This window comes from Pseudomonas kermanshahensis (assembly GCF_014269205.2).
In the GTDB taxonomy this organism is placed as follows: Bacteria; Pseudomonadota; Gammaproteobacteria; order Pseudomonadales; family Pseudomonadaceae; genus Aquipseudomonas; species Aquipseudomonas kermanshahensis.
In genome coordinates, this window is record NZ_JABWRY020000001.1 from 3,116,219 (window position 1) to 3,140,084 (window position 23,866).

17 protein-coding genes are annotated in these 23,866 nt (G+C 60.2%); 9 read left to right on the forward strand and 8 right to left on the reverse strand.

Features of this window, described 5'->3' with window-relative positions; all coding sequences use genetic code 11:
- Window positions 1-160: 160 nt before the first annotated feature.
- Both HU764_RS14230 and HU764_RS14235 read right to left on the reverse strand, forming a co-directional pair.
- Window positions 161-1,126: a LysR family transcriptional regulator gene (locus HU764_RS14230; protein ID WP_186702716.1), complete on the reverse strand. Its 966-nt coding sequence runs from the start codon at window positions 1,124-1,126 to the stop codon at window positions 161-163.
- Between the two features lie 34 nt (window positions 1,127-1,160).
- Window positions 1,161-2,108 carry a LysR family transcriptional regulator gene (locus HU764_RS14235; RefSeq protein ID WP_099429552.1) on the reverse strand — a complete coding sequence of 316 codons (948 nt, stop codon included), beginning with the start codon at window positions 2,106-2,108 and terminating at the stop codon, window positions 1,161-1,163.
- A 101-nt stretch (window positions 2,109-2,209) separates the two neighbouring features.
- On the opposite strand from HU764_RS14235, the gene HU764_RS14240 reads away from it, so the two are divergent.
- Together HU764_RS14240 and HU764_RS14245 are read left to right on the forward strand one after the other, a co-directional pair.
- The gene (locus HU764_RS14240) at window positions 2,210-3,523 is read left to right on the forward strand and encodes an L-fuconate dehydratase (RefSeq protein WP_186702717.1); all 1,314 of its coding nucleotides are present in this window, start codon (window positions 2,210-2,212) and stop codon (window positions 3,521-3,523) included.
- A 67-nt stretch (window positions 3,524-3,590) separates the two neighbouring features.
- Window positions 3,591-4,892 (forward strand): MFS transporter, encoded by a 1,302-nt coding sequence (locus HU764_RS14245; protein ID WP_186676413.1) that lies wholly within the window; start codon window positions 3,591-3,593, stop codon window positions 4,890-4,892.
- A gap of 7 nt (window positions 4,893-4,899) precedes the next feature.
- Here the strand turns inward: HU764_RS14245 and HU764_RS14250 are convergent, their stop codons facing one another.
- The 3 genes from HU764_RS14250 to HU764_RS14260 all read right to left on the reverse strand — a co-directional run bounded on the left by HU764_RS14250 (window position 4,900) and on the right by HU764_RS14260 (window position 9,197).
- Entirely contained in the window at window positions 4,900-6,273 is a 1,374-nt protein-coding gene (locus tag HU764_RS14250; RefSeq protein WP_186702718.1) for a GntR family transcriptional regulator, read from the reverse strand.
- Window positions 6,273-7,655, reverse strand: a complete 1,383-nt coding sequence (locus tag HU764_RS14255; protein ID WP_186676406.1) for a hypothetical protein — start codon at window positions 7,653-7,655, stop codon at window positions 6,273-6,275. Before HU764_RS14255 ends, HU764_RS14250 begins: the two co-directional genes overlap by 1 nt.
- A gap of 516 nt (window positions 7,656-8,171) precedes the next feature.
- Window positions 8,172-9,197: a zinc-dependent alcohol dehydrogenase family protein gene (locus tag HU764_RS14260; protein ID WP_027594744.1), complete on the reverse strand. Its 1,026-nt coding sequence runs from the start codon at window positions 9,195-9,197 to the stop codon at window positions 8,172-8,174.
- Between the two features lie 204 nt (window positions 9,198-9,401).
- Between HU764_RS14260 and HU764_RS14265 the strand changes: the two genes are divergently transcribed.
- From HU764_RS14265 to HU764_RS14295, 7 genes are all read left to right on the forward strand, one after another.
- On the forward strand, window positions 9,402-10,316 hold the full coding sequence (locus HU764_RS14265) for a LysR family transcriptional regulator (protein ID WP_225935653.1): 915 nt from the start codon (window positions 9,402-9,404) through the stop codon (window positions 10,314-10,316).
- A 908-nt stretch (window positions 10,317-11,224) separates the two neighbouring features.
- Window positions 11,225-12,280 carry an ATP-grasp domain-containing protein gene (locus HU764_RS14270; protein WP_186702719.1) on the forward strand — a complete coding sequence of 352 codons (1,056 nt, stop codon included), beginning with the start codon at window positions 11,225-11,227 and terminating at the stop codon, window positions 12,278-12,280.
- Complete coding sequence (locus HU764_RS14275) at window positions 12,277-13,482, forward strand: MFS transporter (protein WP_338109072.1); 1,206 nt, start codon at window positions 12,277-12,279, stop codon at window positions 13,480-13,482. Before HU764_RS14270 ends, HU764_RS14275 begins: the two co-directional genes overlap by 4 nt.
- 46 nt (window positions 13,483-13,528) lie before the next feature.
- A complete protein-coding gene (locus HU764_RS14280; protein ID WP_186676401.1) occupies window positions 13,529-14,575 on the forward strand; it encodes a fatty acid desaturase family protein in 1,047 nt (348 codons plus the stop codon).
- Between the two features lie 130 nt (window positions 14,576-14,705).
- Window positions 14,706-17,300, forward strand: a complete 2,595-nt coding sequence (leuS, locus tag HU764_RS14285) for a leucine--tRNA ligase (protein WP_186676398.1) — start codon at window positions 14,706-14,708, stop codon at window positions 17,298-17,300.
- A 555-nt stretch (window positions 17,301-17,855) separates the two neighbouring features.
- A complete protein-coding gene (locus HU764_RS14290) occupies window positions 17,856-18,434 on the forward strand; it encodes an NAD(P)H-dependent oxidoreductase (RefSeq protein ID WP_186676384.1) in 579 nt (192 codons plus the stop codon).
- A 165-nt stretch (window positions 18,435-18,599) separates the two neighbouring features.
- Window positions 18,600-18,983, forward strand: coding sequence for a MerR family transcriptional regulator (locus tag HU764_RS14295; RefSeq protein ID WP_186676940.1), 384 nt, complete (start codon window positions 18,600-18,602; stop codon window positions 18,981-18,983).
- 69 nt (window positions 18,984-19,052) lie between these two features.
- On the opposite strand, the gene HU764_RS14300 is transcribed toward HU764_RS14295, so the two are convergent.
- The 3 genes from HU764_RS14300 to HU764_RS14310 are packed head-to-tail and all read right to left on the reverse strand — an operon-like array spanning window position 19,053 to window position 23,866.
- Complete coding sequence (locus tag HU764_RS14300; protein ID WP_186702720.1) at window positions 19,053-21,662, reverse strand: efflux RND transporter permease subunit; 2,610 nt, start codon at window positions 21,660-21,662, stop codon at window positions 19,053-19,055.
- Between the two features lie 33 nt (window positions 21,663-21,695).
- On the reverse strand, window positions 21,696-22,532 hold the full coding sequence (locus tag HU764_RS14305) for an outer membrane lipoprotein-sorting protein (RefSeq protein ID WP_186702721.1): 837 nt from the start codon (window positions 22,530-22,532) through the stop codon (window positions 21,696-21,698).
- Between the two features lie 50 nt (window positions 22,533-22,582).
- Entirely contained in the window at window positions 22,583-23,866 is a 1,284-nt protein-coding gene (locus HU764_RS14310; protein WP_186702722.1) for a DUF1302 family protein, read from the reverse strand.

Genomic DNA, 23,866 nt, shown 5'->3' on the forward strand with positions numbered 1-23,866 from the left:
CCTCTCAAGGCGGTGCGGCTGACTTCTTGTTATGGCGTCGCCCGTTCGATACCGGGCGAATCTGCAACCACTGTAAGAAGCCTTGCGCAACATTCCCAATGAGATGATCCGATCACGCGATAACCCATGGTTATCAATACCATCTATCGGTGGTGATTTATCAATCGCTTGTTGCGCCCTGCGCGGCACGTCGCTGCTGTGCGAAGTCGAGCAGAATGTCGACGAACGCGTGGGCCGACGGGGTCAGCGGCTCGTCCTTGCGGGTAACGATGCCGTACTCCAGCGCGGGCAGGTGCAAGGGGCTCTGCAGTTCCTTGAACTGGCCGCTGCTCAGCTGTGCGGCGACCATCGACCTGGGCAGCATCGCGATCATCGGGCCCGATTGCAGCAACTGCAGGAACATCGGCATCGAGATGGTCTCGACGCTGTCCGCCGGTGTGGCAATTCCGGCCACCCTGAAGGCCTGCTCCAGGCGATTGCGAATTGGCGTGCCCACGGGGTAAAGCACCCAGGGCCACTCACCCAGTGCCTCCACCGGGGTGCTGGCCAGCGCATTGAGGGGGTGGCGGCTGTTGACCACCAGGCTGAAGGGCTCAGGCTCCAGGGGCTGATAGTCGAACAGCTGACTGAAGCGTTCTTCCGTGAAGCGGCCGATCATGATGTCGAGTTTGTTCTGCTCCAGCATGGCCAACAGGTGGTCACTGGAGTGCTCGACCACTTCGATCGAGAGCAACGGGCTGCGTGCCTTGATGGCGGCAATGGCTTGAGGCAGCACCACGGGGGTGGCCGCAAAAATGCCACCCACCCGGATGAACCCGTGCCCGCCCTTGCGCAACCGGTTGACCTGGTCGACAAACTGCTGCGAGTCGCCCAACACCCCTTGGGCGTAGCGCACCACATACTCGCCAAGCTCGGTGGGCGGCATGCTGCGTGGCAGGCGCTCGAACAAGGCGAAGCCAAACTGCTCCTCCAGGTCACGCAGCATTTTGCTCAGCGCCGGCTGGCTGAGGTTCATCCGCGTGGCGGTGGCGTGCATGTTGCGGGTGCGTGCCAGGGTGTCGATCAGCACCAGGTGCTTGTAGCGGACCCAGTTGCAAAAGCTGGAGTGGGTAATGTCCGACGGCATCAGAGGGCAACCTCGAAAAGGTGTAAAGGCAGGGCTATTGCGTGCGCAGGTACTGCAGCAACCTGTCCAAGGCCACAGAGTTGGGCCGCGAGCGCAGGGTCAGCAAGCCCAGGTTGGCCATCGAGATCGGCAGCTCTACCGGCAGGATGGCGACCATGCCGTAGCGCGCATAATGCTCGGCCACATCGTTGGGCACCACCGCAATCATCTCGGACGCCTCCAACATCGCGGTGGTGGCCAGGATCGAGGCGGTTTCGACAATGTCCAGCGACTGCACCATGCCGCCCGCCTGCAAGGCACTTTCGACCCGGCGGCGCATGGGGCTGCCGATGGGGTGCAGGATCCAGGTCAGGGCCACCAGGTCGGCCAGTTGCAACGCCTTGGCGTCGGCCAAGGGGTGGCCGGCGCGGGCGATGACGCGCATTTGCTCACCGCCCTCGAACAGTTCGATGTTCAGGTCCTGGCTGTCGCTCTGGTCGGGCAGGCGCCCGACCACCATGTCGAAATCACCGCGCAGCAGCGCCGGCAACAAGGTATCGCTGGTGCCGACTTCGAGCGAGATACGCACCTTGGGGTGATCGCGCTTGTAGGCCAGCACCGCCTTGGTCAGCAAACCGGGCACCGGCCCCATCACACTGCCCACCCGCACCAGGCCCAAGGCACCGCGCGCCAGTTCGGCGATCTGTGCCTGGGCATGTTCGAACTCGTGCAGCGCGTTCTGCGCGTAGCGAATCATCACCTCGCCATACAGCGTTGGCTGCATGCCACGCGGCAGGCGCTCGAACAGGCGCACGCCCAGGCGTTCTTCCAGTTGCTGCAGCAGCAGGCTGGCCGCCGGTTGCGTGGTGTGCATCGCCGTGGCGGCACGGCGCAGGTTGCCGAACTCGCCCAGGGCGTTGAGCAAGGTGATCTGGCGGCTGGAGATCTTCAATGTGCCAAGGTTTTGCGGCAGCGCTGGGCTGTCTGCGGGCATTTGAGACATATCAATTCCGATATCCCTACTTAGGAATTGGCGATTATGCCTGTATCGCTCGACAACCTACAGTCGAGTCTCCCACTGCCTGACCAGAACAAGAGTCCGCCATGAGCATACGCATTACCCACCTGAGCGTCCGTGACATCCGCTTCCCGACTTCGCTGTCGCTGGACGGCTCCGACGCCATGAACAGCGCCCCTGACTACTCGGCCGCCTACGTCGTACTGCACACCGACGCCGACGCCCTCGAAGGCCATGGCCTGACCTTCACCATTGGCCGCGGCAACGAAATTTGCGCGGCGGCGGTGCAATCGCTGGCACCGATGATCGTCGGCCTGACCCTGCAAGAAATCACCGCCGACATGGGCGCGTTTTGGCACCGTTTCACGGTGGGTGACAGCCAGTTGCGCTGGCTTGGCCCCGAGAAAGGCGTGATCCACCTGGCCACCGCCGCCATCATCAACGCCGTGTGGGACCTGTGGGCCAAGCACGAAGGCAAGCCGGTGTGGAAGCTGCTGGCCGACATGACCCCAGAGCAACTGGTGCGCTGCCTGGACTTCAGCTACGTCACCGACGTGCTGACCCCCGAGGAAGCCATCGCCCTGCTCCGCCGTCAGGTGCCAGGCAAGGCCCAGCGCGAAGCGCAAATGCTGCGCGAAGGCTACCCCGGCTACACCACCGCCCCCGGCTGGCTCGGCTACAGCGAAGAAAAAATGCGCCACTTGGCCCGCGAAGCGGTCGCCGACGGCTGGACCCACATCAAGCAGAAAATCGGCGCCGACCTGGAAGAAGACATTCGCCGCGCCAGCATCCTGCGGGACGAAATCGGCTGGGAACGCACCCTGATGATGGACGCCAACCAGGTCTGGAGCGTCGATGAATCGGTGGCCAACATGCGCCGCCTGGCCGCCTTCGAACCCTTGTGGATCGAAGAACCCACCAGCCCCGACGACATCCTCGGCCACGCAGCCATCCGCCAGCGCATCGCGCCCATCGGCGTGGCCACCGGCGAGCACTGCCACAACCGGGTGATGTTCAAGCAGATGTTCCAGGCCGGCGCACTGGACTTCTGCCAGCTGGACGCGGCCCGCCTGGGTGGCCTGAACGAGGTGCTGATCGTGCTGTTGATGGCGGCCAAGTACGATGTGCCGGTCTGCCCGCATGGTGGCGGGGTCGGGCTGTGCGAATATGTGCAGAACATCGCCTTGTTCGACTACATCGCCGTTTCGGCATCGCTGCACAACCGGGTGCTGGAATACGTCGACCACCTGCACGAACACTTCCTCGACCCGGTGGTGATCCGTCGCGGCCGCTACATGCCGCCACAGCGCCCGGGTTACAGCATTGAAATGCACGCTGACACCCTGGAACGCTACCAGTACCCCAACGGCGCGGCGTGGCTCGACATCAACCGTTCCTGACCTACCGACCTGGGTGTGCCGCCGCAAGCGCGGCACACCACCAGCACTTATCACGGGGAAAAAAACAATGACAATCCTCACCGGCACGACAGCGGCCACCGCGCCTGCCGTCGCTACCGAACAGCGCCTGAACGGCCTGTTGCTGCGCAAATTGATGCCACTGCTCATCGTCGTCTACGTGATGAGCTTCCTCGACCGCACCAACATCGCCTTGGCCAAGGCCAGCATGGGCATCGACCTGGGCCTGTCGGCGGCGGCCTACGGCCTGGGTGCCGGGCTGTTCTTCCTCACCTATGCCCTGGCCGAAGTGCCGAGCAACCTGATCATGCACCGGGTGGGCGCACGCTTTTGGATCACCCGCATCATGATCACCTGGGGCCTGCTGTCAGCGGGCATGGCGTTCGTCCAGGGGGAAACCTCGTTCTACATCATGCGCCTGCTGCTCGGGGTGGCCGAGGCCGGCCTGTTCCCCGGCGTCATGCTGTACCTGACGTACTGGTTCGACCGCGAACAGCGTGCGCGCGCCACCGGCTACTTCCTGCTGGGTGTGTGCCTGGCGAACATCCTCAGTGGGCCGCTGGGCGGCGCGCTGCTGGAAATGGACGGCGTGCTGGGCTGGCACGGCTGGCAATGGCTGTTCGTGCTTGAAGGCCTGCCTGCAGTGGCGCTGGCCTATGTGGTGTGGAAGAAGCTGCCCGATGGCCCCGCGTCGGCACCTTGGCTGTCCGCTGCCGATGCCCAGGACATCGAGCGTCGCCTGAGTGCCGAACGGGCTGCAGCGCCGCAACAGAGCAAGCTGGGGCAAATGTTTCGCGACAAGCAGATCTGGTTGGCGATTGCGGTGTATTTTGTGCACCAGATCACCATCTACACCGTGATCTTCTTCTTGCCAGGCATCATCGGCACCTATGCCGCGCTGTCGCCCTTCCAGGTCGGGTTGCTGACCTCGGTACCCTGGATCGCCGCCGCCATCGGCGCCGCCACATTCCCGCGCCTGGCGACCTCGCCCAGCCGTTGCCGTACCCTACTGTTCTTTGGTCTGCTGACCATGTCGGCCGGGTTGCTGCTTGCTTCGCTGTCCAACTCCTTCATTGGGCTGATCGGCTTTTCGTTGACCGCCTTGATGCTGTTCGTGGTGCAGTCGATCATCTTCGTCTTCCCGTCCAGCCGCCTGAGCGGTAACGCACTGGCGGCGGGCCTGGCCTTTGTCACCACCTGCGGCCTGTTTGGTGGGTTTGTAGGGCCGTCGGTGATGGGCCTGATCGAACAGGCCACCGGCAGCACCCGCAATGGCTTGTGGATCATTGCTTCGATGCTGGTGGTGGCGGCACTGATCAGCACCCGTTTGCGTCAGGGGCAGGAGCAGTAGCTCGCCCTCATCTCAAGTGCTGCGAGCCGCGCTGCCCTATTGGCCGGCCGCAGCGCAGCTCCAGCGCTTGAGCCAGCTTTTCCAGAGCATGCTGCAATGCATCAGGATCCTCGCCCACCCAGGTCAGTGCCAGGTATTGCTGATGACGTACCTCCGCGCTGTGCTGCCCACCTGGGACCACGCGCAGGTCGGTGCCTGACAACGCCGCTACCACGTCATCCAGTCGCAGCGGCCAGCGGGAGCGCAACCACAGGGTCCAGCCGCCCTCGGGCATGTCGAACGTCACGTGTTCGCCCAGCTCAAGCTTGAGTTGCCGGCTAAAGCACGCCATGCGCCGTTGCAGTTCTGCCCGCAGCCGCGCCAGCTGGGTCTCGATTTCACCTTTGCCAAGCAGGTGAGCAAGTGCCTGCAGCCGCAACGGCGCCAGCTGAAACGCACGCTGGGCGAACGCCTCGGCCAAGCCGGCATGACGCCCCATCACATAGGCATAAGGCGCTTCGCCCCCCACTGCGGCCTCGAACGACCCCATCACCAACAGCCAGCGCGGGTCGACCCAGTCGCGCAGGCGCGCATTCGGTGGCCCGCTGTAACACAGCTCGCTGTCCAGGTCGCTTTCCAGCAACCACACCGGGTGGTCGCCAAGCAGTTGGCCAATCTGCTGTTGGTCATGCTGCGACATCAGCCTGCCCTGCGGCAGGCTGAGGCACGATGGCATGATCAGCATACCCACCGGCTCGGCACTGAGCAGCCGTGCCAACGCCTGCAAATCCGCCGTGCCGCTGTTGCTCAACGGTACCTCCAGCACACGCATGCCGCAGCGCTGCAAGGCGCGCAGCACCGGCCAGCAGCACGGCGATTGCACCAGCACGGTGGCGCCACGCAAGGCCAACGCCGCCAGCAGCACTTCCACCAATGCCTGCACGTCAGGGGCAAGGTGCACCTCCTCGGCACGCCAGTAATGGGTGGAGGAACGGGTATAGCGCTCGGCCAACGCATTGCGCAGACGAGCACCGCCGACCTCTTCCACCGGGGCGGTGCCACGCGCACGCTGACGTGCCAGGCGCCGCTCATGGGTAAACAGCGACCGCTCCAGCATCGAGTGAGCGGGCACATGCCATGGCCCAGCCACCGCTTGCACCGGCGAGCCGCCAGCGTGGGCGCGCACGAAGTAACCGGACCGCGGCACGCAATGCACACGGCCCTCATCCTCCAGCAAGCTGTAGGCGCTCTGCACAGTGGCCAGCGATACGCGCAAGCGCCGCGAAAGCGTGCGTAACGACGGCAAGCGCCATGGCTCACGGCCTTGTGCCTCATCGATCAGCGCTTCAAGGTAGTGATACACCTTCCGATAGGCGTAGTCGCCCGGTACCGATCGGCCCATCAGGGCAAGCCCTCAAAGGCGGGCCTTCCTGCAGCGGGCGGGCGCGGCAGCCACTTCAGGTGCACATCGCGGCGAGCCAGGTTGGCCATCAAGCGCCTCGACGACGGTTGCAGGCCCCCCTCATAGATCGCCCGCAACGGTACCAGCGCCAGGCCGCTGGTGTTCACCAGCCAGTCCTTCACCGCCTCGGGGCACGGCTTACCCTGCAAGGCCCGGTGCAGGTAGGGCAACGCCACCAACATGTCGGGATGACGGCATCTTAAAAAACGCTCAAGGCCTTTTCCCTGCCGGGCGAAAGGGCTGAACAGCAGGCACACCAGTTGGGTCTGGCTGATGCCATAGGGTTTGCCCAGGTGCGCGGAGGTTGGCTCGCGCTGCCCGCCGTCGCTGCTGGGGCTTGCCAAGCGTAGTGCCGGCCGATGGACCAGCGGCTCGAGGCTGCGCGCGCGCAAATCGTGCAGTTGCGCCACGGCCCGCGAATCGACAAAGGCCGCCAAGGGCCAAGCGTCCTGGGCCGCATCGAAGCAGCAGCCCAGCATGTGATCGAACTGCTCGTCCTCAAGCAGGTGTGGCAGCAGGTCGTCGATGGCGATTACACGTAAGGGCGCCTCCTCGGTTGCCATGCTGCTTGAAGCGTCTGCGCGCTCCAGGGGTGAGCCGGCAACCCCATGTAACCTGCCCAGCCCATTGGCCAATGCCGACAGGCACTGGTGCACGACGTGGGGGCCACGCTCCCCTGCAAGGCGCAGGCTCCGCCGCGCCCAGGCCAGGTAGCGGCGGCGCTGGCGTGCAGGTACGGCAGTAATCAGCACATCGGCCCGCGGCTGCGCCTGCAGCGCAAGGCCCACTGCGCCCGCCAGCTCCAGGTGCAGCCGGCTGCCCAGCAGGGCTTCGGGCCTGGCATCGACCCCGTGGCCGAACATCAGCATGGCATTGCGCGCCAGTGCCCAGCGCTCCGGTGCAGCCGACTGCCGACGGCTGAAAGGCACGACTTCGCAGCCTTCGGTCATCTGCAGTTGCACCCGCGGGTCATCCTGCATGAACAAGGCATTGAAGCTGCGTTCATGGTTTTCCAGCACGGTACTGCCGGCAGCAGGCAGGTTGACCACCAGTACCCGCAACTGAAACGTCACAGGTGCACGCAAGGCGATACTCAACTGGGCGGCACGCAAGGTGGCCAACAGGTGGGCACTGCGCCGATCAGCCCCTTGCAGCACCAGCAAACGGAACGTGCCAATGTATTCGGGCCCACCGGCAGCCACCAGCAATCGCTGAATCAGCAACTGCAAGGAGGCACGTTGCGCCTGGGACATATGGCTCAACAAGCGCTCGAGCACTTGCTGGTAGATATAGTGCATCGCCTGATCGTGTATAGCGCCCACGTAATCACCTCATCAACTTCATGTATCCATCACACCGGCAACTGCAAACAGTGCAATGCGTCCTTCCTGAAGAAATTTCCTACAAACTACGGGAAATAATGACGTGAACTGCTCTGTCGCCAAGCCATCGAAAAAAATGCGCCGCACCGATGACCGGCTGCTGCCATACGCTGCCCTAACTCGGGCATAGCCATGCTCATTCCACGCTCCTTGCGCAAACTATCACTGGGCCATTATCGAGCGTTGGATATCGAATAGAAGATACAGATCAGCGTAAAAAAACCATTCAGCAAGCATGGGAATACACAATGCTCCGGGGGCCGCAAGTATTCAACTTGAATTTCCTTCCAAGATATTACGACAATTAAAAGCAAACACTTAAAATATGTAGTCTCCGTACTTTTTAATTGTAGGATGCGTCTGATTTTTTATGGATATAGCATTTGGGCATTGCACCCGCCCACGCACAAAAAACCCGGGACGTTGCCCGGGTTCTTGTGGTCTTCAACGCCCCCTTCAGGAAGGCTGTGCCATGTCCAGTACCACCCGCCCGCCACACGGGCATTCATCCATGTACCGATGCGCCTCGACCACCTGATCGAACGGATACACCTTGATGATCTGCGGGGTCAGCAACTGATCGGCGGTGAACTGGTTGATATCCCGCAGCGCCCGCTGCAGCGCGACCTGGTCCTGGCTGATACCCAGCTCCGGCTTGCCGGTAAAGTTGCCGATACAGTGCACATAGAACTGGATGTTCTTCTGAAACGCCGCACAGGCCGGGAACGGTGTCTGGTTGCCGCCTTGCAGGCCGTACAGCACCAGGCTGCCACGAGGCGCGAGCACATCGCCAAGCAGCGACATCTGCGGCCCACCCATGCCATCGAGAACCATGTCCACGCCACGCCCGTCGGTGTATTTGCCAACCTGCAGCAGCAGGTCCTGCTCTTCGGTGACAATTACCTTGTCCGCCCCCAGGCCCAACAGGTAGTCGCGCTGTTCAGGCTCCTTGGTGGCCGCAAACACCTTCAACCCCAGCGCCTTGCCCAGCTGCACAAACGCAGGCCCGGCGCAGTGGCTGGCATCGGTCACCAACGCGGTTTGCCCTGCCTTGGCGCGGGCCAGGTCGACATACGCGAAGTAGGCAATCAACAGCGGCGTGTAATGCACGCTGGCTTCGATCGGCGTGAGGATAGCCGGGTAGCGGGTGATGGCTGTACGCGGCAACACGATCACGTCGCCATAGACCGGGTGATCATTGGCGCTGGTGGCCGGAAAGCTGGCGACCCGGTCACCGACCGCAATATCCTCGACCCCTTCACCGACAGCCGTCACCACACCCGCCATCTCATGGCCGATTCCCGCCGGCAGGCGGGCTTGGGACGGTGCCAGGTTCTGACGCCAGAGCACGTCATACCAGCTGACGCCGATCGCCTCGACGCGGACCTGCACCTCGTCGGCGGCGGGCGACGGTTCGGCCTGCTCTTCGCAACGGAGCACATCGGCTGCACCGAACTTGTGGAAACGGATCATGCGGGACATCGCATACCTCGCCTTGTGAACCTCTATTACCACGGACTTTATCCGGGCTTTGGCCGTTAGACCATCAGTGGTCATTAATAGTCGACATGCTTGTCATCGATTGGGCACCTGACATTCATCTGAATTGGCCCCCGGAAATCGGTGCAGGGTAACAGCCTTTGGCCTTAAGATTCACCCCTGCCCCACTTTAGGCGAAGCGCACCGATGAATCGAAACGACCTGCGTCGTGTAGACCTCAACCTGCTGATCGTGTTCGAAACGCTGATGCACGAGCGTAGCGTGACCCGTGCTGCCGAGAAACTGTTCCTCGGCCAGCCGGCCATCAGCGCGGCCCTGTCGCGCCTGCGCAACCTGTTCGACGACCCCCTGTTCGTGCGCACCGGCCGCAGTATGGAGCCCTCGGCGCGGGCACATGAAATCTTCGCCCTGCTCTCCCCGGCGCTGGACTCGATCTCTACCGCTGTCAGCCGCGCGGCCGAGTTCGACCCCGCCACCAGCAACGCGGTGTTCCGCATCGGCCTGTCGGACGACGCCGAATTCGCCTTGCTGCCGCAACTGCTTAAACGCATCCGTGCCGAAGCACCGGGTATTGTGCTGGTGGTACGCCGGGTCAACTACTTGCTGATGCCAACGCTGCTGGCCTCGGGGGAAATCTCGGTGGGCGTGAGCTACACCAGCGAGCTGCCAGCCAATGCCAAGCGCAAGGTGCTGCGCCGCAGCAAGCCGAAACTGCTGCGCGCCGACAGTGTGCCCGGCAGCATCACCCTGGACGACTTCTGCGCCCGGCCGCACGCCCTGGTGTCGTTTGCCGGTGACCTGTCCGGTTTCATCGACGAAGCCCTGGACGAGATAGGCCGCAAGCGCCATGTGGTGCTCGCGGTGCCGCAGTTCAATGGGCTGGGGAGTTTGCTGGCGGGTACCGACATCGTTGCCACGGTGCCGGATTACACGGCGGATGCGTTGACGGCTGCCGGGGGGTTGCGGGCTGAGGACCTGCCGATCGAGGTGCGCAGTTTCGAACTGCACATGGCGTGGCGGGGGGCGCAGGATAACGATCCGGCGGAGCGCTGGTTGCGGTCGCGGATTCAGATGTTCTTTGGCGACCCGGACAGTCTTTGATCAGAACGCCATGAAGGCAACAGTCCGGCCGGACAACTGCCATGGCACTCGCCGACGCGATAAGCAGAGACAGCGAACACAGCGAACGGCCGTGACACAGCACCACGCCCTACCACAGCGCATGGAGTGGGACCTTCTTGGTTGGACTGATGTCCATCTCTGCCCATGCTTTCGCCACACCCCCCCATATCGTCAGTCAGTGCCCTGACGGTGTCACGGGACACAGTACAAATCATGCCCAGCGACATGCCCGGACAACATTGCGGCGTAGGTGGCCGCTCCAGATTGAAGTTGGAAAGTCAATAACGGCAACCGCAAGACTTATCATCTCCGACTATGGTACACGCCAATGACACCTATTACTGCGCTATACGCAGAGGCTGACGGAAGTTGTTTTCATGGCTACTCGGAATAATGAGTCCTCTACTTTTGACATCTTGAAGATGTGCGATACAAGGGTGCGGTGCAAAAGGATACTCGAGGAACATTTTGTAACGAAACCCAATGCACTCCGACGATTTTTCCTACAACTCAGTCGCCACCTTTAAACAGATCGATCACCGCCTCCAATGAGCGAAACTATGAATCGGATTTCGGTTCGAGGCGAGACGCTTAGGCGCTGAAGCCGCCAGCACCGCCCCAGGATTAGATAATTCAAGGATAGTTGCCTTTTACGCGACTATTGACAGCTCGATTTACTTGTCCGAAATAAATGCTTGACATCAAAATTTGGTTTTGGCCATATTTAATCGCACTGAGCACCGGCTACTGACCTACTACAACTGTGGTCAACGACTGAAACTCAGGTCAGTTTCTTCACTGCGCCCCCATAAGGATACCCGAGGCAGCGCTCGACGTATTCGCAAAGACAACTTTTATCGAGCTTGAACCAAGCAAATGGAAGGTTTATGTCTAATTTGAAGAACCAATACATCAATACTGCCAGGACGGTCGAAATTGGTAATCCCTCCTGGCAACTTGCGCAGAACTCAGGACTGACCGACTTGAGCGTCAGGCATGTCGAGCATACGCTGGATACCGCCCGGGTGAGCCGGGACAAACGCCTGATGCGCGAAGCGTTCGCCCGGCACGGCGTGTCTTCTCCCGCCTCATTGCTCGCCCTGACGGATGCGGAGATTGTCGCGGCCGCACGGGCAATCGGTTTCCCGGTGGTCATCAAGCCAAGAAAACTGGCAGGCAGCATCGGCGTGGTGCTGGCGGACACCGAGCAGGCACTGCTCGCGGCTATCGCGGCCAGGCACGCTAGCGAAAAACAGGTACGTACCAGCAGCGCGATCATGGACGAGACATTGGTGGAAGCCTATGTCGATGGCCCGGAAATCAGTGTCGAAAGTGTGGTGGCCCAAGGTCGCGTCAATATTGTTGCCGTGACGCAGAAACGTCTCGGTCCGGCACCTTACTTCGAGGAGGTTGGTCACCTGGTCTCTTTCGAGCCGGGTGGGCAGGATCTGCCGTCGGCGGTTGCGGCCTTGGTGGTTGCCGCCCATCAGGCGCTGGCTGTGCAGTGGGGAATCACCCATACGGAAATCCGCCTGGGCAAGGATGGTGCGAAGGTCATTGAACTTGCGACCCGGGCCGGTGGTGATCAGATCCTGAAGCTGGTAGAGCTGGCCAGCGGCCTGGATCTGTTCAAGCTGCTGGTGGACAGTTTCCGGGATGTACCGCTGGACCTGCGACCGACGCGCCACCGGGTGGCCGCCATCGACTTCATCTACCCGGCCCACGCGGGGGTATTGGTCAAGGTGCATGCCGCACTGCCCGCACTGCCCGCAGGCGTCAGGTCGCAATTGGTCGTCGAGGCCGCCTCCGGCCGCACCTTGAAGCTGCCGCCGGATGCCTTTCTTGATCGAGCTGCGTTCATCATCACCCAGGCAGATACGGCGCACGAATGCCGTGCAGCGAGCACTGCGCGCGTTCGTGACACCGAGGTGATCCTCAAGTGAACAAGCTCTTCAAGGACGCGGGGCTGACGACGGCGATGCGCAACATCATCCTGCTTCGTCTGCTTTTCGTCATGGCGAACGCGTTGGGGCCATTCGCAGCGCTGTTTTTCAACCGTCACTACCATCTCGATGGCTCGGCAGTGGCGCTGGTGATAACGCTGGTATCGGCGTTCTACTTGACGGGCAACTTGTTGGGTGGGGCCTTGGCCAGTCGCTGCTCCTTTCGCTCACTGTTACTGGGCACATCATTGTGCTCGTCGGTCTTTCTGCTGCTCGCGATGGTGTTCAACACGCCGACCACGTCCATTGCCATGGTGCTGATGTTCATGCTATGCGCAGGCGTGATCACGCCAGTGTTCAGCATGCTGACCTCGCTGGCGGCGGACGATGGCAACCGCATTGCATCCTTCGGCTACCTTCACCTGGCCAGCAACTTGGGCGCCGCGCTGCTGTTTGTCATCGGTGGGTATCTGCTCGGCCTGCATAGTCATTACCTGATGGTATTCGCCGCCGGCGTCAGCATTGCGTGTTTCCTTGCGAGTCTTTTCCTGGTGCTGCCTGAGCGACAGGTTCATACGCCACAGGCACGACGCAGAATCTTGCGCAACATGATCGACATACCGAGGATCGTGATCGTCGCCGGCGCAATGTTTTTCGCTTTGTCGGTGTTGGATGCGCAGCGTGAGTATCAGCTACCGTTGTGGCTCGATGTAATAGCCGTTGACCGTGCCGCGAGCATCTTCGCTGCCGTGGGGATCGTCAACGCGTTGCTGGTCATCCTGATCACGCAGCCTCTGATCGCGTTAACCTCCCGATTCAGCACGCTCGCCAACCTGGCCGCGGCAGGAATCTTCTACGGTATCGGATTTGGCGCCTACGCGTTTTTCGAGCATACCGCGTTGATTCTGACGTTCGTTTTCTTCTGGACGATGGGTGAGATTCTCGGCATCACCCATATCACCGCGTTGATTTCCCAAAAGACATCATTGCAAACCCAGGCCAGCCTCTTTTCGCTAATTCCCATCCTGCTCGCGCTCGCCAGAATGGTCTCGGTGGGATTGGGCGCCTCGTTGAACTCCAGCGCTGGGTTCACGCTGAGCTGGAGCCTCTACGGACTTCTGGGTCTGCTGCTCGGAGGCGTCTGCTGGTTGTGGGGCCGGGAAGCCAAGGCTCCACAGGTTTCATCACCACGAAGAAGTTGAGCCAGGAGGCTCGTTTCAGACATCAAAAGGAAGAGGTGCATTCAGCATGAGCGAAACACTGACGCAGGACCTGTACGAGCGTTTGTATCGTGGCAATCCGACCCTGGTCAAAACCCGCGACTTCGACGATATCGATGTCACGACCAACAACTTGATCTTTGCATTTCTTGTACTGGTCAACGGCTACCAGTTTCTCATCGCTCCCCTGTTGATCTCTACAAACCCCTGGTTCACGCTGACCCTGCTACCCACCCTGTTGTTCTCTTCGACCACCGGCGTCATGGTGCATGAGGCGATACACGGATTGCTGCACCCTGCCCCCCGGAGGAACCGGCGTATGGGCCAGGTGATGGCGGTGTTCATGGGCATCGCCTATGACTTGCAACGCTTCGATCATCTGCGGCATCACCGCGTCAATCGTACCGAGCATGATTGCGACGAGATCTATATCGCCCCGCGCCGATCGACGCGCAAGGTCGTCAATTATTACTATCGCAAATTGTTTGGTGCTTACTGGCACGACTTCGTGCTGACCGCAATCGTCTGCTTCCTGCCGCCCCGTTTTATCTACCCGCTGACGAGCCTCATCTACGGCTCGACAGTGGTGCCGTCGGACCATTGCGCGCTGTCCATCACCCTGCGCAATAAAAAATTGAGCGCACTGCGCACCGAAGGCGCGTGCACCTTGCTGCTGTTAGCTTGCAGTGCTTTTCTGTATGGCGCCAACTGGTGGATATTGGTGATCCTCTACTTACTCAGAGCATTCATTCTCACTGTGCTGGACAGTTTTGCCCACTACCAGACGCCCATCAATGATTCGCTGTTTGCGAGAAACGTGAAAGTGCCACTCTTTTTCGAGCGAGTGTGCCTGATGAACTTCAACTACCATGGCGCCCATCATATTTTTCCTACAGTTCCATGGGATAAGATCCCACAGTATATGCAGCACTTCCAACCCGATTTCTGCTTGATTACTCACGGCAGTCTGTTACGGTCGCTTAAAGCCAAATACAAGCCGCCTCGGGCTTTCAGCGTGTGGCCCCGTGGCTGGTTGGCGGGAGGGCGCAAAAAGGAAAAAACTTTTCAAACCTAATCCCTGCCAGATTACCGTAAGCGCTTACACTTGCGGCAAGCGATGTTCAACAGGCCGAGCGATATCTTACAAGAACATATGAGCCGGGCGATTTATCGTCGTCCAGCTCCAACAATATCGAGGACCCCCTATGCGACAGCAGTATGATCCTGCCTGGGTTGAAAGCACGGCTCAGGCCAAATGGCTTCGCGATGAAGTATTCAAGGCTGTCCAGGACGAAAGCCGGCCAAAGTTCTATGCCTGTTCCATGCTGCCCTACCCTTCCGGAAAGTTGCACATGGGGCATGTGCGCAACTACACGATCAATGACATGTTGGCCCGTCACATGCGGATGAAGGGCTACAACGTCCTGATGCCGATGGGATGGGATGCGTTCGGCCTACCGGCAGAAAACGCCGCGATGCAGTCGGGCGTATCACCCGCTCAGTGGACACGGATGAACATCGCCGACATGAAGTCGCAGATGCAGCCGCTAGGACTGGCTTTCGACTGGTCACGAGAAATCGCCACCTGCGATCCCGAATACTACAAATGGAACCAGTGGTTTTTCTTGAAGTTGCTGGAAAAGGGCGTGGCCTACAAGAAGACCCAGATCGTCAACTGGGACCCCGTCGACCAAACCGTGCTGGCCAACGAGCAAGTGGTGGATGGCCGGGGTTGGCGATCCGGAGCGCTCGTCGAGAAACGCGAGATTCCCGGCTACTACCTGCGCATCACGCAGTATGGAGAGGAACTGCTGTCGGCCATCGATACCCTGGAGGGTTGGCCGGACATGGTCCGCAGCATGCAGCGCAACTGGATTGGCAAGGCCAGTGGAGTCCGCCTGGCCTTTGTCCACACTGTCGAAGACGCAAACGGGCAGTTGATCGACGCAGGCAAGCTGTGGGTGTTCACGACGCGCGTCGATACGCTGATGGGTGTGACGTTTTGTGCCGTTTCACCTGATCATCCGCTGGCCAAGCGTGCCACGGCGCTCGATCCAGGGCTCGAGCCGCAGGTGCAGGCGTGTCGACAGGCGGCACAGACCAGCCCCGCCGCCGGCGCGCAGGCGAAGCTCGGTATCCCGAGCGGCTTGCACGTCGAGCATCCATTGACCGGCGAACCGGTCGCCGTGTGGATCACCAATTATGTGGTTGGTGAGTATGGGGAAGGCGCCTTGATGGGGGTGCCGGCCCATGATGAGCGCGATTTCGATTTTGCCCGTCAGTATGGCTTGCCCGTACACCCCGTCATCGCGCTCGACGGGGCTCCTTATGACCCTGCAGCCTGGTCGGATCGCTACGGCAGCCAGGAAGGTCGCCTGATCAACTCTGGCGTCTATGATGGTCTCACGGTGGAGCAAGCTGCCCTGGCAATCGTTGACGCCCTGGCCGAGCGTGGGCGTGGCGAGCAAGCCACCACGTGGCGCCTGCGTGACTGGGGAATCTCCCGGCAACGATACTGGGGAACTCCGATTCCGATCATTCATTGCGAATACTGTGGCGATGTACCAGTACCTTACGCAGACCTGCCGGTAATATTGCCGACCGATTGCATTCCCGACGGAAGCGGCAATCCGTTGCTGCGGCGTGAATCGTTCCGCCTCGTCGCGTGCCCTCGTTGTGCAGCACCCGCGCAACGGGAAACGGACACAATGGACACCTTCGTCGACTCGAGCTGGTATTTCATGCGCTACTGCGATCCCGACTGTCACACTTCGATGGTAGGGCCTGGCAACCGATACTGGATGCCCATCGACCAGTACATCGGCGGCATCGAGCATGCGGTGCTGCACTTACTCTACGCCAGGTTCTGGACAAGGGCGATGCGCGACGAGGGATTGGTGGACTTCAGTGAACCATTCAAGAATCTGTTCACTCAGGGCATGCTGCTGCGGGAAAGTTATTACCGCAAGGCGCAGGACGGTAGCCGACGATGGTTCTACCCCTGCGAAGTATCGGTTCAATACGATGAAAAAGGCCGTCCGGTCAGCGCGACAGCGATCGAAGATGGCTTGCCTGTCACCCTGGGTGGCGTGGAGAAGATGTCCAAGTCGAAGAACAACGTGGTCGAGCCCAAGGACATCATCGACCGGTTTGGTGCGGACACCGCCCGGTTGTTCACCATCTTCGCCGGCCCCCCTGATCAAAGCACGATCTGGAGCGACACCGGTGTCGAAGGGGCTTATCGCTTCCTGCGCCGTCTCTGGAGCTTTGCCGTTGATGAGCAGGCACGCTGGAGCGAAAGTGACGGCCAGGCGGCAGACGCCACAGAAGCCAGCCGTGTGCGCTTCATGACCCATGACTTGTTGAAGCAAATCAATAACGATTATGAGCGTCTGCAATACAATACCGTCGTATCGGGTGCAATGAAGATGCTCAAGGTACTGGAGAGTGCCCGCAGCGTTGGTCACCAGGTCTGCCGGGAAACCATGGCCATTCTCTTGCAGGTGCTGCAACCTGTGACGCCACATATCTCCCAGGTTCTCTGGGAGGCATTAGGATTCCCCGGCGCGATCTACGACAGTGCCTGGCCGACCCCGGACAGCGACGCCTTAAGGCAGGACGAAGTGAAGTTGATGGTACAGGTCAATGGCAAGCTACGGGGGGAGATTCTGGTCCAGGCCGATGCCGACCATGACACAATCCGTGACCAGGCGCTGTCCGATCCTGTGTTGAGCAAATATCTGGAAAGCGCAGGAAGGATGATCGTAGTGCCTAACCGATTGGTGAACTTCATCGTCTGACCATTCAGGTTGTCCCCTGAAACCAGAAAGCCGGCTTTCTCAGGAAATGTCGGCTTTCTGGTTCAGGCCTCAGTGGAAAACGTGTGCATCCCACCCACTGACTGCTGCGACGCGTAGCGACTGGGGTGAGCCCAAAGCATAGGCTGCGCGACTGGGTGAGGGATTGCACGTTTGACAGCGGCCCCCCCCCTTCGGTGCGTCCACTGTAATCCACTCGTAGCAGCTGTAAAAAAGCGTACATCTGGGGATACAAAACCAACTCCCCATTCATAACCTTTTGATTTATATGGATGTCCAATTTTTTTTTGGCGACCCTGACATTCTTTAGGGAAACTCCAAACAAGTCACCCAGCACCCGGCAACGGCTGACTTCTGGGCTTTCCCGCTGCGCGATCGCCACCCGTTAGTGTGGTGATCTGCGCCCGCTGATTCGACGGTTTGCCGGGTTACACCCGAGCGCTGCTGGACTGTTTGCCTCTACCGCTAACCGGCAAGGCTTGACTCTACCGTTAGGGGCAGACTTTACCCTTGGCACTTCATTATGTGGAGTTCGTCATGAAGAGCAAACGCATGCTCGTAATCCTCGGCCACCCTTCGAACGACAGCTTTTGCGGCGCTGTGTCCGAACGTTATGTCGAGGCCGCCACGCAAGCAGGCCATGAGGTGCGCCTGCTGCGCCTGGACACCCTGGATTTCGATCCAGTCTTGCACGATGGCTATAACCAGATCCAGTTGCTTGAGCCCGATTTGATCGACGCACAGAACGACATTACCTGGGCCGAACACCTGACATTGGTGTACCCGATCTGGTGGGGCGGCATTCCGGCGTTGCTCAAGGGGTTTTTCGACCGCGTGTTTCTGCCAGGTTTTGCCTTCAAGTACCGCAAGGGCTCGCCCTTCCCGGATAAGCTGCTCAAGGGCCGCACGGCTCACCTTCTGGTGACCATGGACACGCCGCCGTGGTACTACCGGTGGGTGTATCGCATGCCGGGCCTGCACCAAATGCGCAAGACCACCCTAGAGTTCTGCGGCATAAAACCCCTGAAAACCCTGACCTTCGGTCCGGTATTGGGCTCCAAGCCGGAACAGCGTGAAGCCTGGCTCAAACAAGTCCAGGCAGTCGCCAGCCGCTGATCGGCCCGGTCGGGCCGTGCCCCTGCGCTGCGCAACCGAGCCTCCCTGCTGTGACACCTTGTTCAACTTGGCTTCCCCCCCCTTGACGCTTGTGCAAAGATGTCGCGCGCCTGCACGAGCGCGCGACATCTTTTCGCTTCTGATGCGTCAAAAAAAGGGATTTTCATGTACATCGGCAAAGCCGCCCAGCTGTCGGGCACCACCGTCAAAAGCATTCGACATTACGAAGAAATCGGCCTGTTGCCCCCTCCGCAACGCGAAGGCAAGTACCGCATCTACAGCCAGCAAAGCGTAGAGCTGCTGACCTTCATCAAATGCGCTCAGCAACTCGGTTTCAAGCTCAAGGAAATGCAGGCCATTCTGCAGGATCATCGCGGCCAGGAGCTGCCCTGGGATCTGGCCATGCAGGCCATCGATAACAAAAAGCAGGAATTGATGGGGCAGATCCAGGCCTTGCAGCAAGTGCATGACGGCTTGGTTGAGTTTGAGCTGAGCCTCAAAGATGCTCAGATGCAATGCCAGTTCGAACACTTGGCAAAAGCCCGCTGAATCCGCACCGCCGCCCCTGAACGGCCATGGCGCCCCGCGCCGTTTTCAGCACGCAGGCGCCCCGGCGATTTACCCTGGCACCGTCTCACCCCCCGGCTGCTCGCCCTCTTGCACGGCTGGCTGCGGCACAATCGAGGCAAAGAACCACGGCGAAATCAGCGTGACCAACAAAATGGTCATGAAGCCGCTGGATGACAGCGCCAGTATTACCAATACACCCAAGTCAATGACGGGTTTGTAGGCGGAGAACAGCAGCGCGACAAAGCCCATCGAGAAGATCACGACGTTGACCACCGTCGAGCGCCCGACGCCCTGCATGGCCGCCAGGATGGCCTCGTCGATCTCGATGCCCTTGTGCACCAGCATCTTGATCCGTGACAACAGGTGAACGGCGTAATCCACGACGCCCACCACCAGGAACGTCACCAGTGTGGTACCGATGTTCAACTCGATATCCAACAGGTACATGCTGCCGTACACCGTCACCGACGTGGTGAGCAACGTCAGCATGCCGAGGATACCCAGGCGTACTGACTTGAGCCAGAACATCATCATCAAGGTCACGGCCAGCAACGCCAGCGAGAAGCTCAGCACCTGACCTTGGGTGATTTCCTGCAACACACCGGTCCATATGTACGGCGTACCGGCATGGGTGACGTGCAGGTTGGCCGGTTTGTTGATGACCAGCCAGGCGTCCAGTTTATCGAGCATCGCCTGGTAATCGCCCGCCACAGAGGAGGTCATGGTAAACAGCGTCACCGCCTTCGAGTAATCGGCATTGAGCACGTTCTGCAAGTCGGTGCCGCCACCGTTCTCGAACATCATGATGTGTTGCTCGATGAGCGAGTTGCCGTCGACATCGAAGGTCTCCGGGTTCCCGTCATCATCGACCACCGTCACCTGCTCCACTGCCTGCGGCACCCGCAGGAAAGCAGGGTTCATGTCGTTGAGCACGAGGTTCATGCGCTTGATGTAGGTCGCCACCGAATAGGTGTAACTCACGTTCGGCTGGGCCTTGATGAACTGGTCCAGACGCTCGAGGAACTGCACGGTTTCAGTGGTCAGCGCGCCACGCGGAGTCTTGGTGTCGAAAGCGATCCAGCCCGGGGATGTACCCGCGACTCCGGCCCGGTTGATGAACTCGTCGGACATCCGCACCGGGCTGTCCTTCTTGAAGTAGGCAATGCCCGAGTCTTCGATATCTACCTTGAACGTGAACACTGTCATCATCGCCAACAACGGCAGGGTCACCAGCAATACAGGCTTGCGCCAGCGAATCAGCCAGGCACAGAACACCACCAGATAGTAGGAGATCAGCGACTCTTTGAGTTGCACTTTGCGCGGTACGGCATCTTTGCCCCAGATCGAAATCCACGCCGGAATCAGTAGCAACGAGATGATCAGCGCCGCGGTCAGGCCGATGGACATGAACACGCCAAAGTTGCGGATGCTGACAATGTTGTTGGTGGTGGAAATCAAGAACGTCGCAATAGTCGTGACCGTTGTCAGAACCACGGGCGTGACCATCAGGCGCTGGGTTTCACGGTTGGCTTCGCGGAACGACTTACCCGAATTGAGCTGTTCGTAATACTCGGCCATGACGTGGATCGCGTCGGCACAACAGATGGTGAACAGGAACACCGGCAAGACACTGGTGAGCAAGTCCATCGGCACATGCAGCAACGCCATCAGGCCAAGGGTCCAGATGGTGCAGAACAGGATATTGAACAGCGGCAGCACCACGCCAAGTGGTTTGCGAAAGAAGAAAACCAGCAGAGAGGTCACCAACAGGAACACGATCGGGAACAGCATCGCCAGGTCGTGATCGATGATTTCCTGCTGGGCCGCGATGAAGATCGGCATGCCGGCGATAAACACCTCATCGGTGAACTCCGGGTGAGCGGCCTGGTACTTCGCGATGATCTCACGGACCTGGTGATAGGCACGCAACTGGGCCTGAGCGTCGTCCTGTTTGGTGCCCAGTTCGGCGACGACCATGGCGACTTTCTTGTCCGCCGAAACGACGCCACCGACCATCTGCTCATTGCCCATGATCTGCGCTTCAACCTTGATCGGGTCCATATCCAGCGCGTGCAGGGTCTTGTGGATCCACAACTCGCCATCGGCACTCAAGCTGATGTTTTCCAAGTCAGCCATCGAGGCCATTTCCTGGATCGGGTTGAGCCGCTCGGCAAGAAAGCTCAGGAACTGCAGGTCATGGCTGTCCCAGTGCCGGGCAATCCCATGGTCGCGCAGCGCTTTGGCGGCAGCGTAATCGTTCTGCGAAAAACCCTCGGCGAGGATCTGCACCAGCAAACTCTGGGCATCAGGGTCGCCACTGTGGAGGCCGACGATGCGCTGCAGTTCGACACGGTCCTCATCGTTCGCCAGCATCAACCGGCGTATGGCCTGGGACAGCTCGAACTGGGCGTTCAGCGACGTGGTGTTGAAGACACTCTCCGGGTTGCTCAGCGCCACCATGACCGAGTCATACGTGCCGGTGAACTCACGCTGCAAATCAATGATCGTCTTGCGCGCCGGGTGAGTGTCCTTGAGCAGATACGGATTGGTGTCCGACATCAGCGCGCCGAGGGTGTAGGTGAAGTAGGCGGTGATCGCCACCAGCACGAACACAATTGCCCGCGCATAGCGCTCGACGAAGTTCAGGTATCTTTCCATGAATGAAGGTTCCAGATGAATCGAGAGCGGCGCTTAGCGGGCAGACACGGCGTATTCCGGCAAGTCGCCGGCTTTCAGCCCCCGTTTGATCGCGGTCTGCGTGAACAGGCGGTCGTCCAGCGCGACGTTGTACTGCAACTGGTTGAAGCGCAGCTGAGAGCGCGTACCGGCGATGAAGTCCTCGGTTTCGCTGAGGGTAATGCTGTCGATCTGGTCGATGGTTTCAGTCTTCAGGGTGCGCATCTGCTTGAACATCACACCTTTTACATCGAAGAAGTCCTGGCGTAATACCAGTGAGTTCTTCTTATCAACCCAGACCTTGAGCTTGTTGTAGCCGGTCTTGGCCAGAACGGCAGGCGTCGCCGGCTCACGCTCGATCACGTAGCAATCGCGGCCCTGCAACTGCTCTTCGCCAACCAGCGTTTGGCGATAGTCTTCGGCGCGAATCTTGTCGAGGTCGGCATAGGAGTAGTCGCTACCCATGAACGCCCCGCGTTTGTCGGTGGTGGAAATCCTTCGGGTCTGTCGGCTGACCGGCAAATACATCCATTGGCTGTCTTCGAGGCCCAGGGCCTCGCGCGGGTTTTCGATGTGGAAGGCGACGTCACGCACATCACTCGGCGCGGAGAAATACATGGTGAATTTGTCGCTGTCCGGGTAATCCTTTTGCAGGTAGCTGAACTCGCGGATGCGGCTGTTACCTTGCTTGTCGATCAGGATCAGGGACACCTGGGACATGAAGCTCTTGCCGTCATCGCGGTCCCGGGCCTGGCGAATGATGTCGTCGGCCGTGCGTGTTTCAGCTGCCAGGGTGGCAGCGGCGCTCAGCAGCAGTGCGCTTACCGTCAGGGTCTTGAAGATGGGCAACATCGCGATTTCCTTTTCATTGTTTGAGTGGTTCGCACACCGCACCGGTGTGGTCAGAACAGATAACCGGCGGACAAGCGCACCTGGTCGCGGTTGGCGTACGCACCGAACTGGCGGTCGGGCTTGCCGAAGAACACATCGACTTCGAGCCCCAACTTGAGCCAGTCCACCGGTTTGTAGGTGAAGATCCCCTGAACGAAACTGTCGTCCTGCGCTGGCGGCGACATGCCGAAAACCAGACGGGTCTTGAGGCGATCCTGGAACTGCGAGCCTTCGGCAGACACGGTGAACAGGTCGTCGCGTTTGTCCTGGACCATACCGGGCTGCCAGTCGAGCAGCCGCTGATGTTGCCACTGCGTCGAGATCAGCCAGTCCCGCAATAGGTAATCGACGCCCAGCAGCGACTTGGTCATCGCCGTCTGGTCGCTGCCGTAAGCGCGGTAAGGATCGGTGACGCGCCAATTGTCGAAGTAGGCGACTTCACTGCGTACCACGATGCTGTGGCCGGCATCGATGGCCACACCGGCGCCGCCCATGGAATAGCGCGGGAATTGCCGTTCGAGGCGAATCAGGCCCTCTTCGGTCTGGCCTTCGACGGCGTAAACCGGGTCCTGTTGGCGGGCGTTGAGGGCAACGAAGCTGACATCCACCGTGCCGATCCGGCCGTTGGCACTGGCGCCGTAACCGAAGCCACTGTGACCGTCATAACCGGGCCGCGAATCGACCACAAACATCTGCGGATCGGGCGTGGCAAAGATCGGTGCATCGAACTCGCTGCCGACGGCCGGCGCCTGGTTTTTCACAAAATCAGTGATCACCAGCGCTTCCAGCTCCCACTCGGCGACCGGCTGCACTAGGCGAATCATCGGCACGGCGATGCGGCTGTCTTCCAACAGACCGATCACACCCTCGCGATAATCCAGCGGGTTGATCTGATCGAGCACCCGTAATTCATCTGCACGCCCCCACACCACTTGCTGCCAGCCCACCGTCAGCTCGCCGTCACCAACGTAGAGCCCCCAGTAAAGGTGCCGCCAATCGGCAGTTGCCCGGTAATCGTCCCGGGCTTGCGCGCTGTATGGGTTGTTGCCGTCATAACGGAAGTCGTAACGGGCTCGGCCCTTGGCCTTGTAGTAGCCGCTGTCCCAGGCATCCTCCAGGCTGAACTTGAGGTACACGGCCTTTTGCGTGACCTGGTCGTCACCGTGCAGACGCACGGCCGTGGCAACGCCGATCTCCGCTTCATGATGCGCCGGCAACCACTCGGCAATCGCCACTGGCGAGCCGAGGCTGACCAGCGCGGCCAAAAGGCCGCGGTTCAATTCCAGTCGAGCCAT

Bases quoted from the DNA above. Each gene is read 5' to 3' on its own strand.
- HU764_RS14230 (WP_186702716.1), bottom strand. From the start codon at position 1,126: ATGCCGTCGGACATTACCCACTCCAGCTTTTGCAACTGGGTCCGCTAC.
- HU764_RS14235 (WP_099429552.1), bottom strand. From the start codon at position 2,108: ATGTCTCAAATGCCCGCAGACAGCCCAGCGCTGCCGCAAAACCTTGGC.
- HU764_RS14240 (WP_186702717.1), top strand. From the start codon at position 2,210: ATGAGCATACGCATTACCCACCTGAGCGTCCGTGACATCCGCTTCCCG.
- HU764_RS14245 (WP_186676413.1), top strand. From the start codon at position 3,591: ATGACAATCCTCACCGGCACGACAGCGGCCACCGCGCCTGCCGTCGCT.
- HU764_RS14250 (WP_186702718.1), bottom strand. From the start codon at position 6,273: ATGGGCCGATCGGTACCGGGCGACTACGCCTATCGGAAGGTGTATCAC.
- HU764_RS14260 (WP_027594744.1), bottom strand. From the start codon at position 9,197: ATGTCCCGCATGATCCGTTTCCACAAGTTCGGTGCAGCCGATGTGCTC.
- HU764_RS14265 (WP_225935653.1), top strand. From the start codon at position 9,402: ATGAATCGAAACGACCTGCGTCGTGTAGACCTCAACCTGCTGATCGTG.
- HU764_RS14270 (WP_186702719.1), top strand. From the start codon at position 11,225: ATGTCTAATTTGAAGAACCAATACATCAATACTGCCAGGACGGTCGAA.
- HU764_RS14280 (WP_186676401.1), top strand. From the start codon at position 13,529: ATGAGCGAAACACTGACGCAGGACCTGTACGAGCGTTTGTATCGTGGC.
- leuS (WP_186676398.1), top strand. From the start codon at position 14,706: ATGCGACAGCAGTATGATCCTGCCTGGGTTGAAAGCACGGCTCAGGCC.
- HU764_RS14290 (WP_186676384.1), top strand. From the start codon at position 17,856: ATGAAGAGCAAACGCATGCTCGTAATCCTCGGCCACCCTTCGAACGAC.
- HU764_RS14295 (WP_186676940.1), top strand. From the start codon at position 18,600: ATGTACATCGGCAAAGCCGCCCAGCTGTCGGGCACCACCGTCAAAAGC.
- HU764_RS14300 (WP_186702720.1), bottom strand. From the start codon at position 21,662: ATGGAAAGATACCTGAACTTCGTCGAGCGCTATGCGCGGGCAATTGTG.
- HU764_RS14305 (WP_186702721.1), bottom strand. From the start codon at position 22,532: ATGTTGCCCATCTTCAAGACCCTGACGGTAAGCGCACTGCTGCTGAGC.
- HU764_RS14310 (WP_186702722.1), bottom strand. From the start codon at position 23,866: ATGGCTCGACTGGAATTGAACCGCGGCCTTTTGGCCGCGCTGGTCAGC.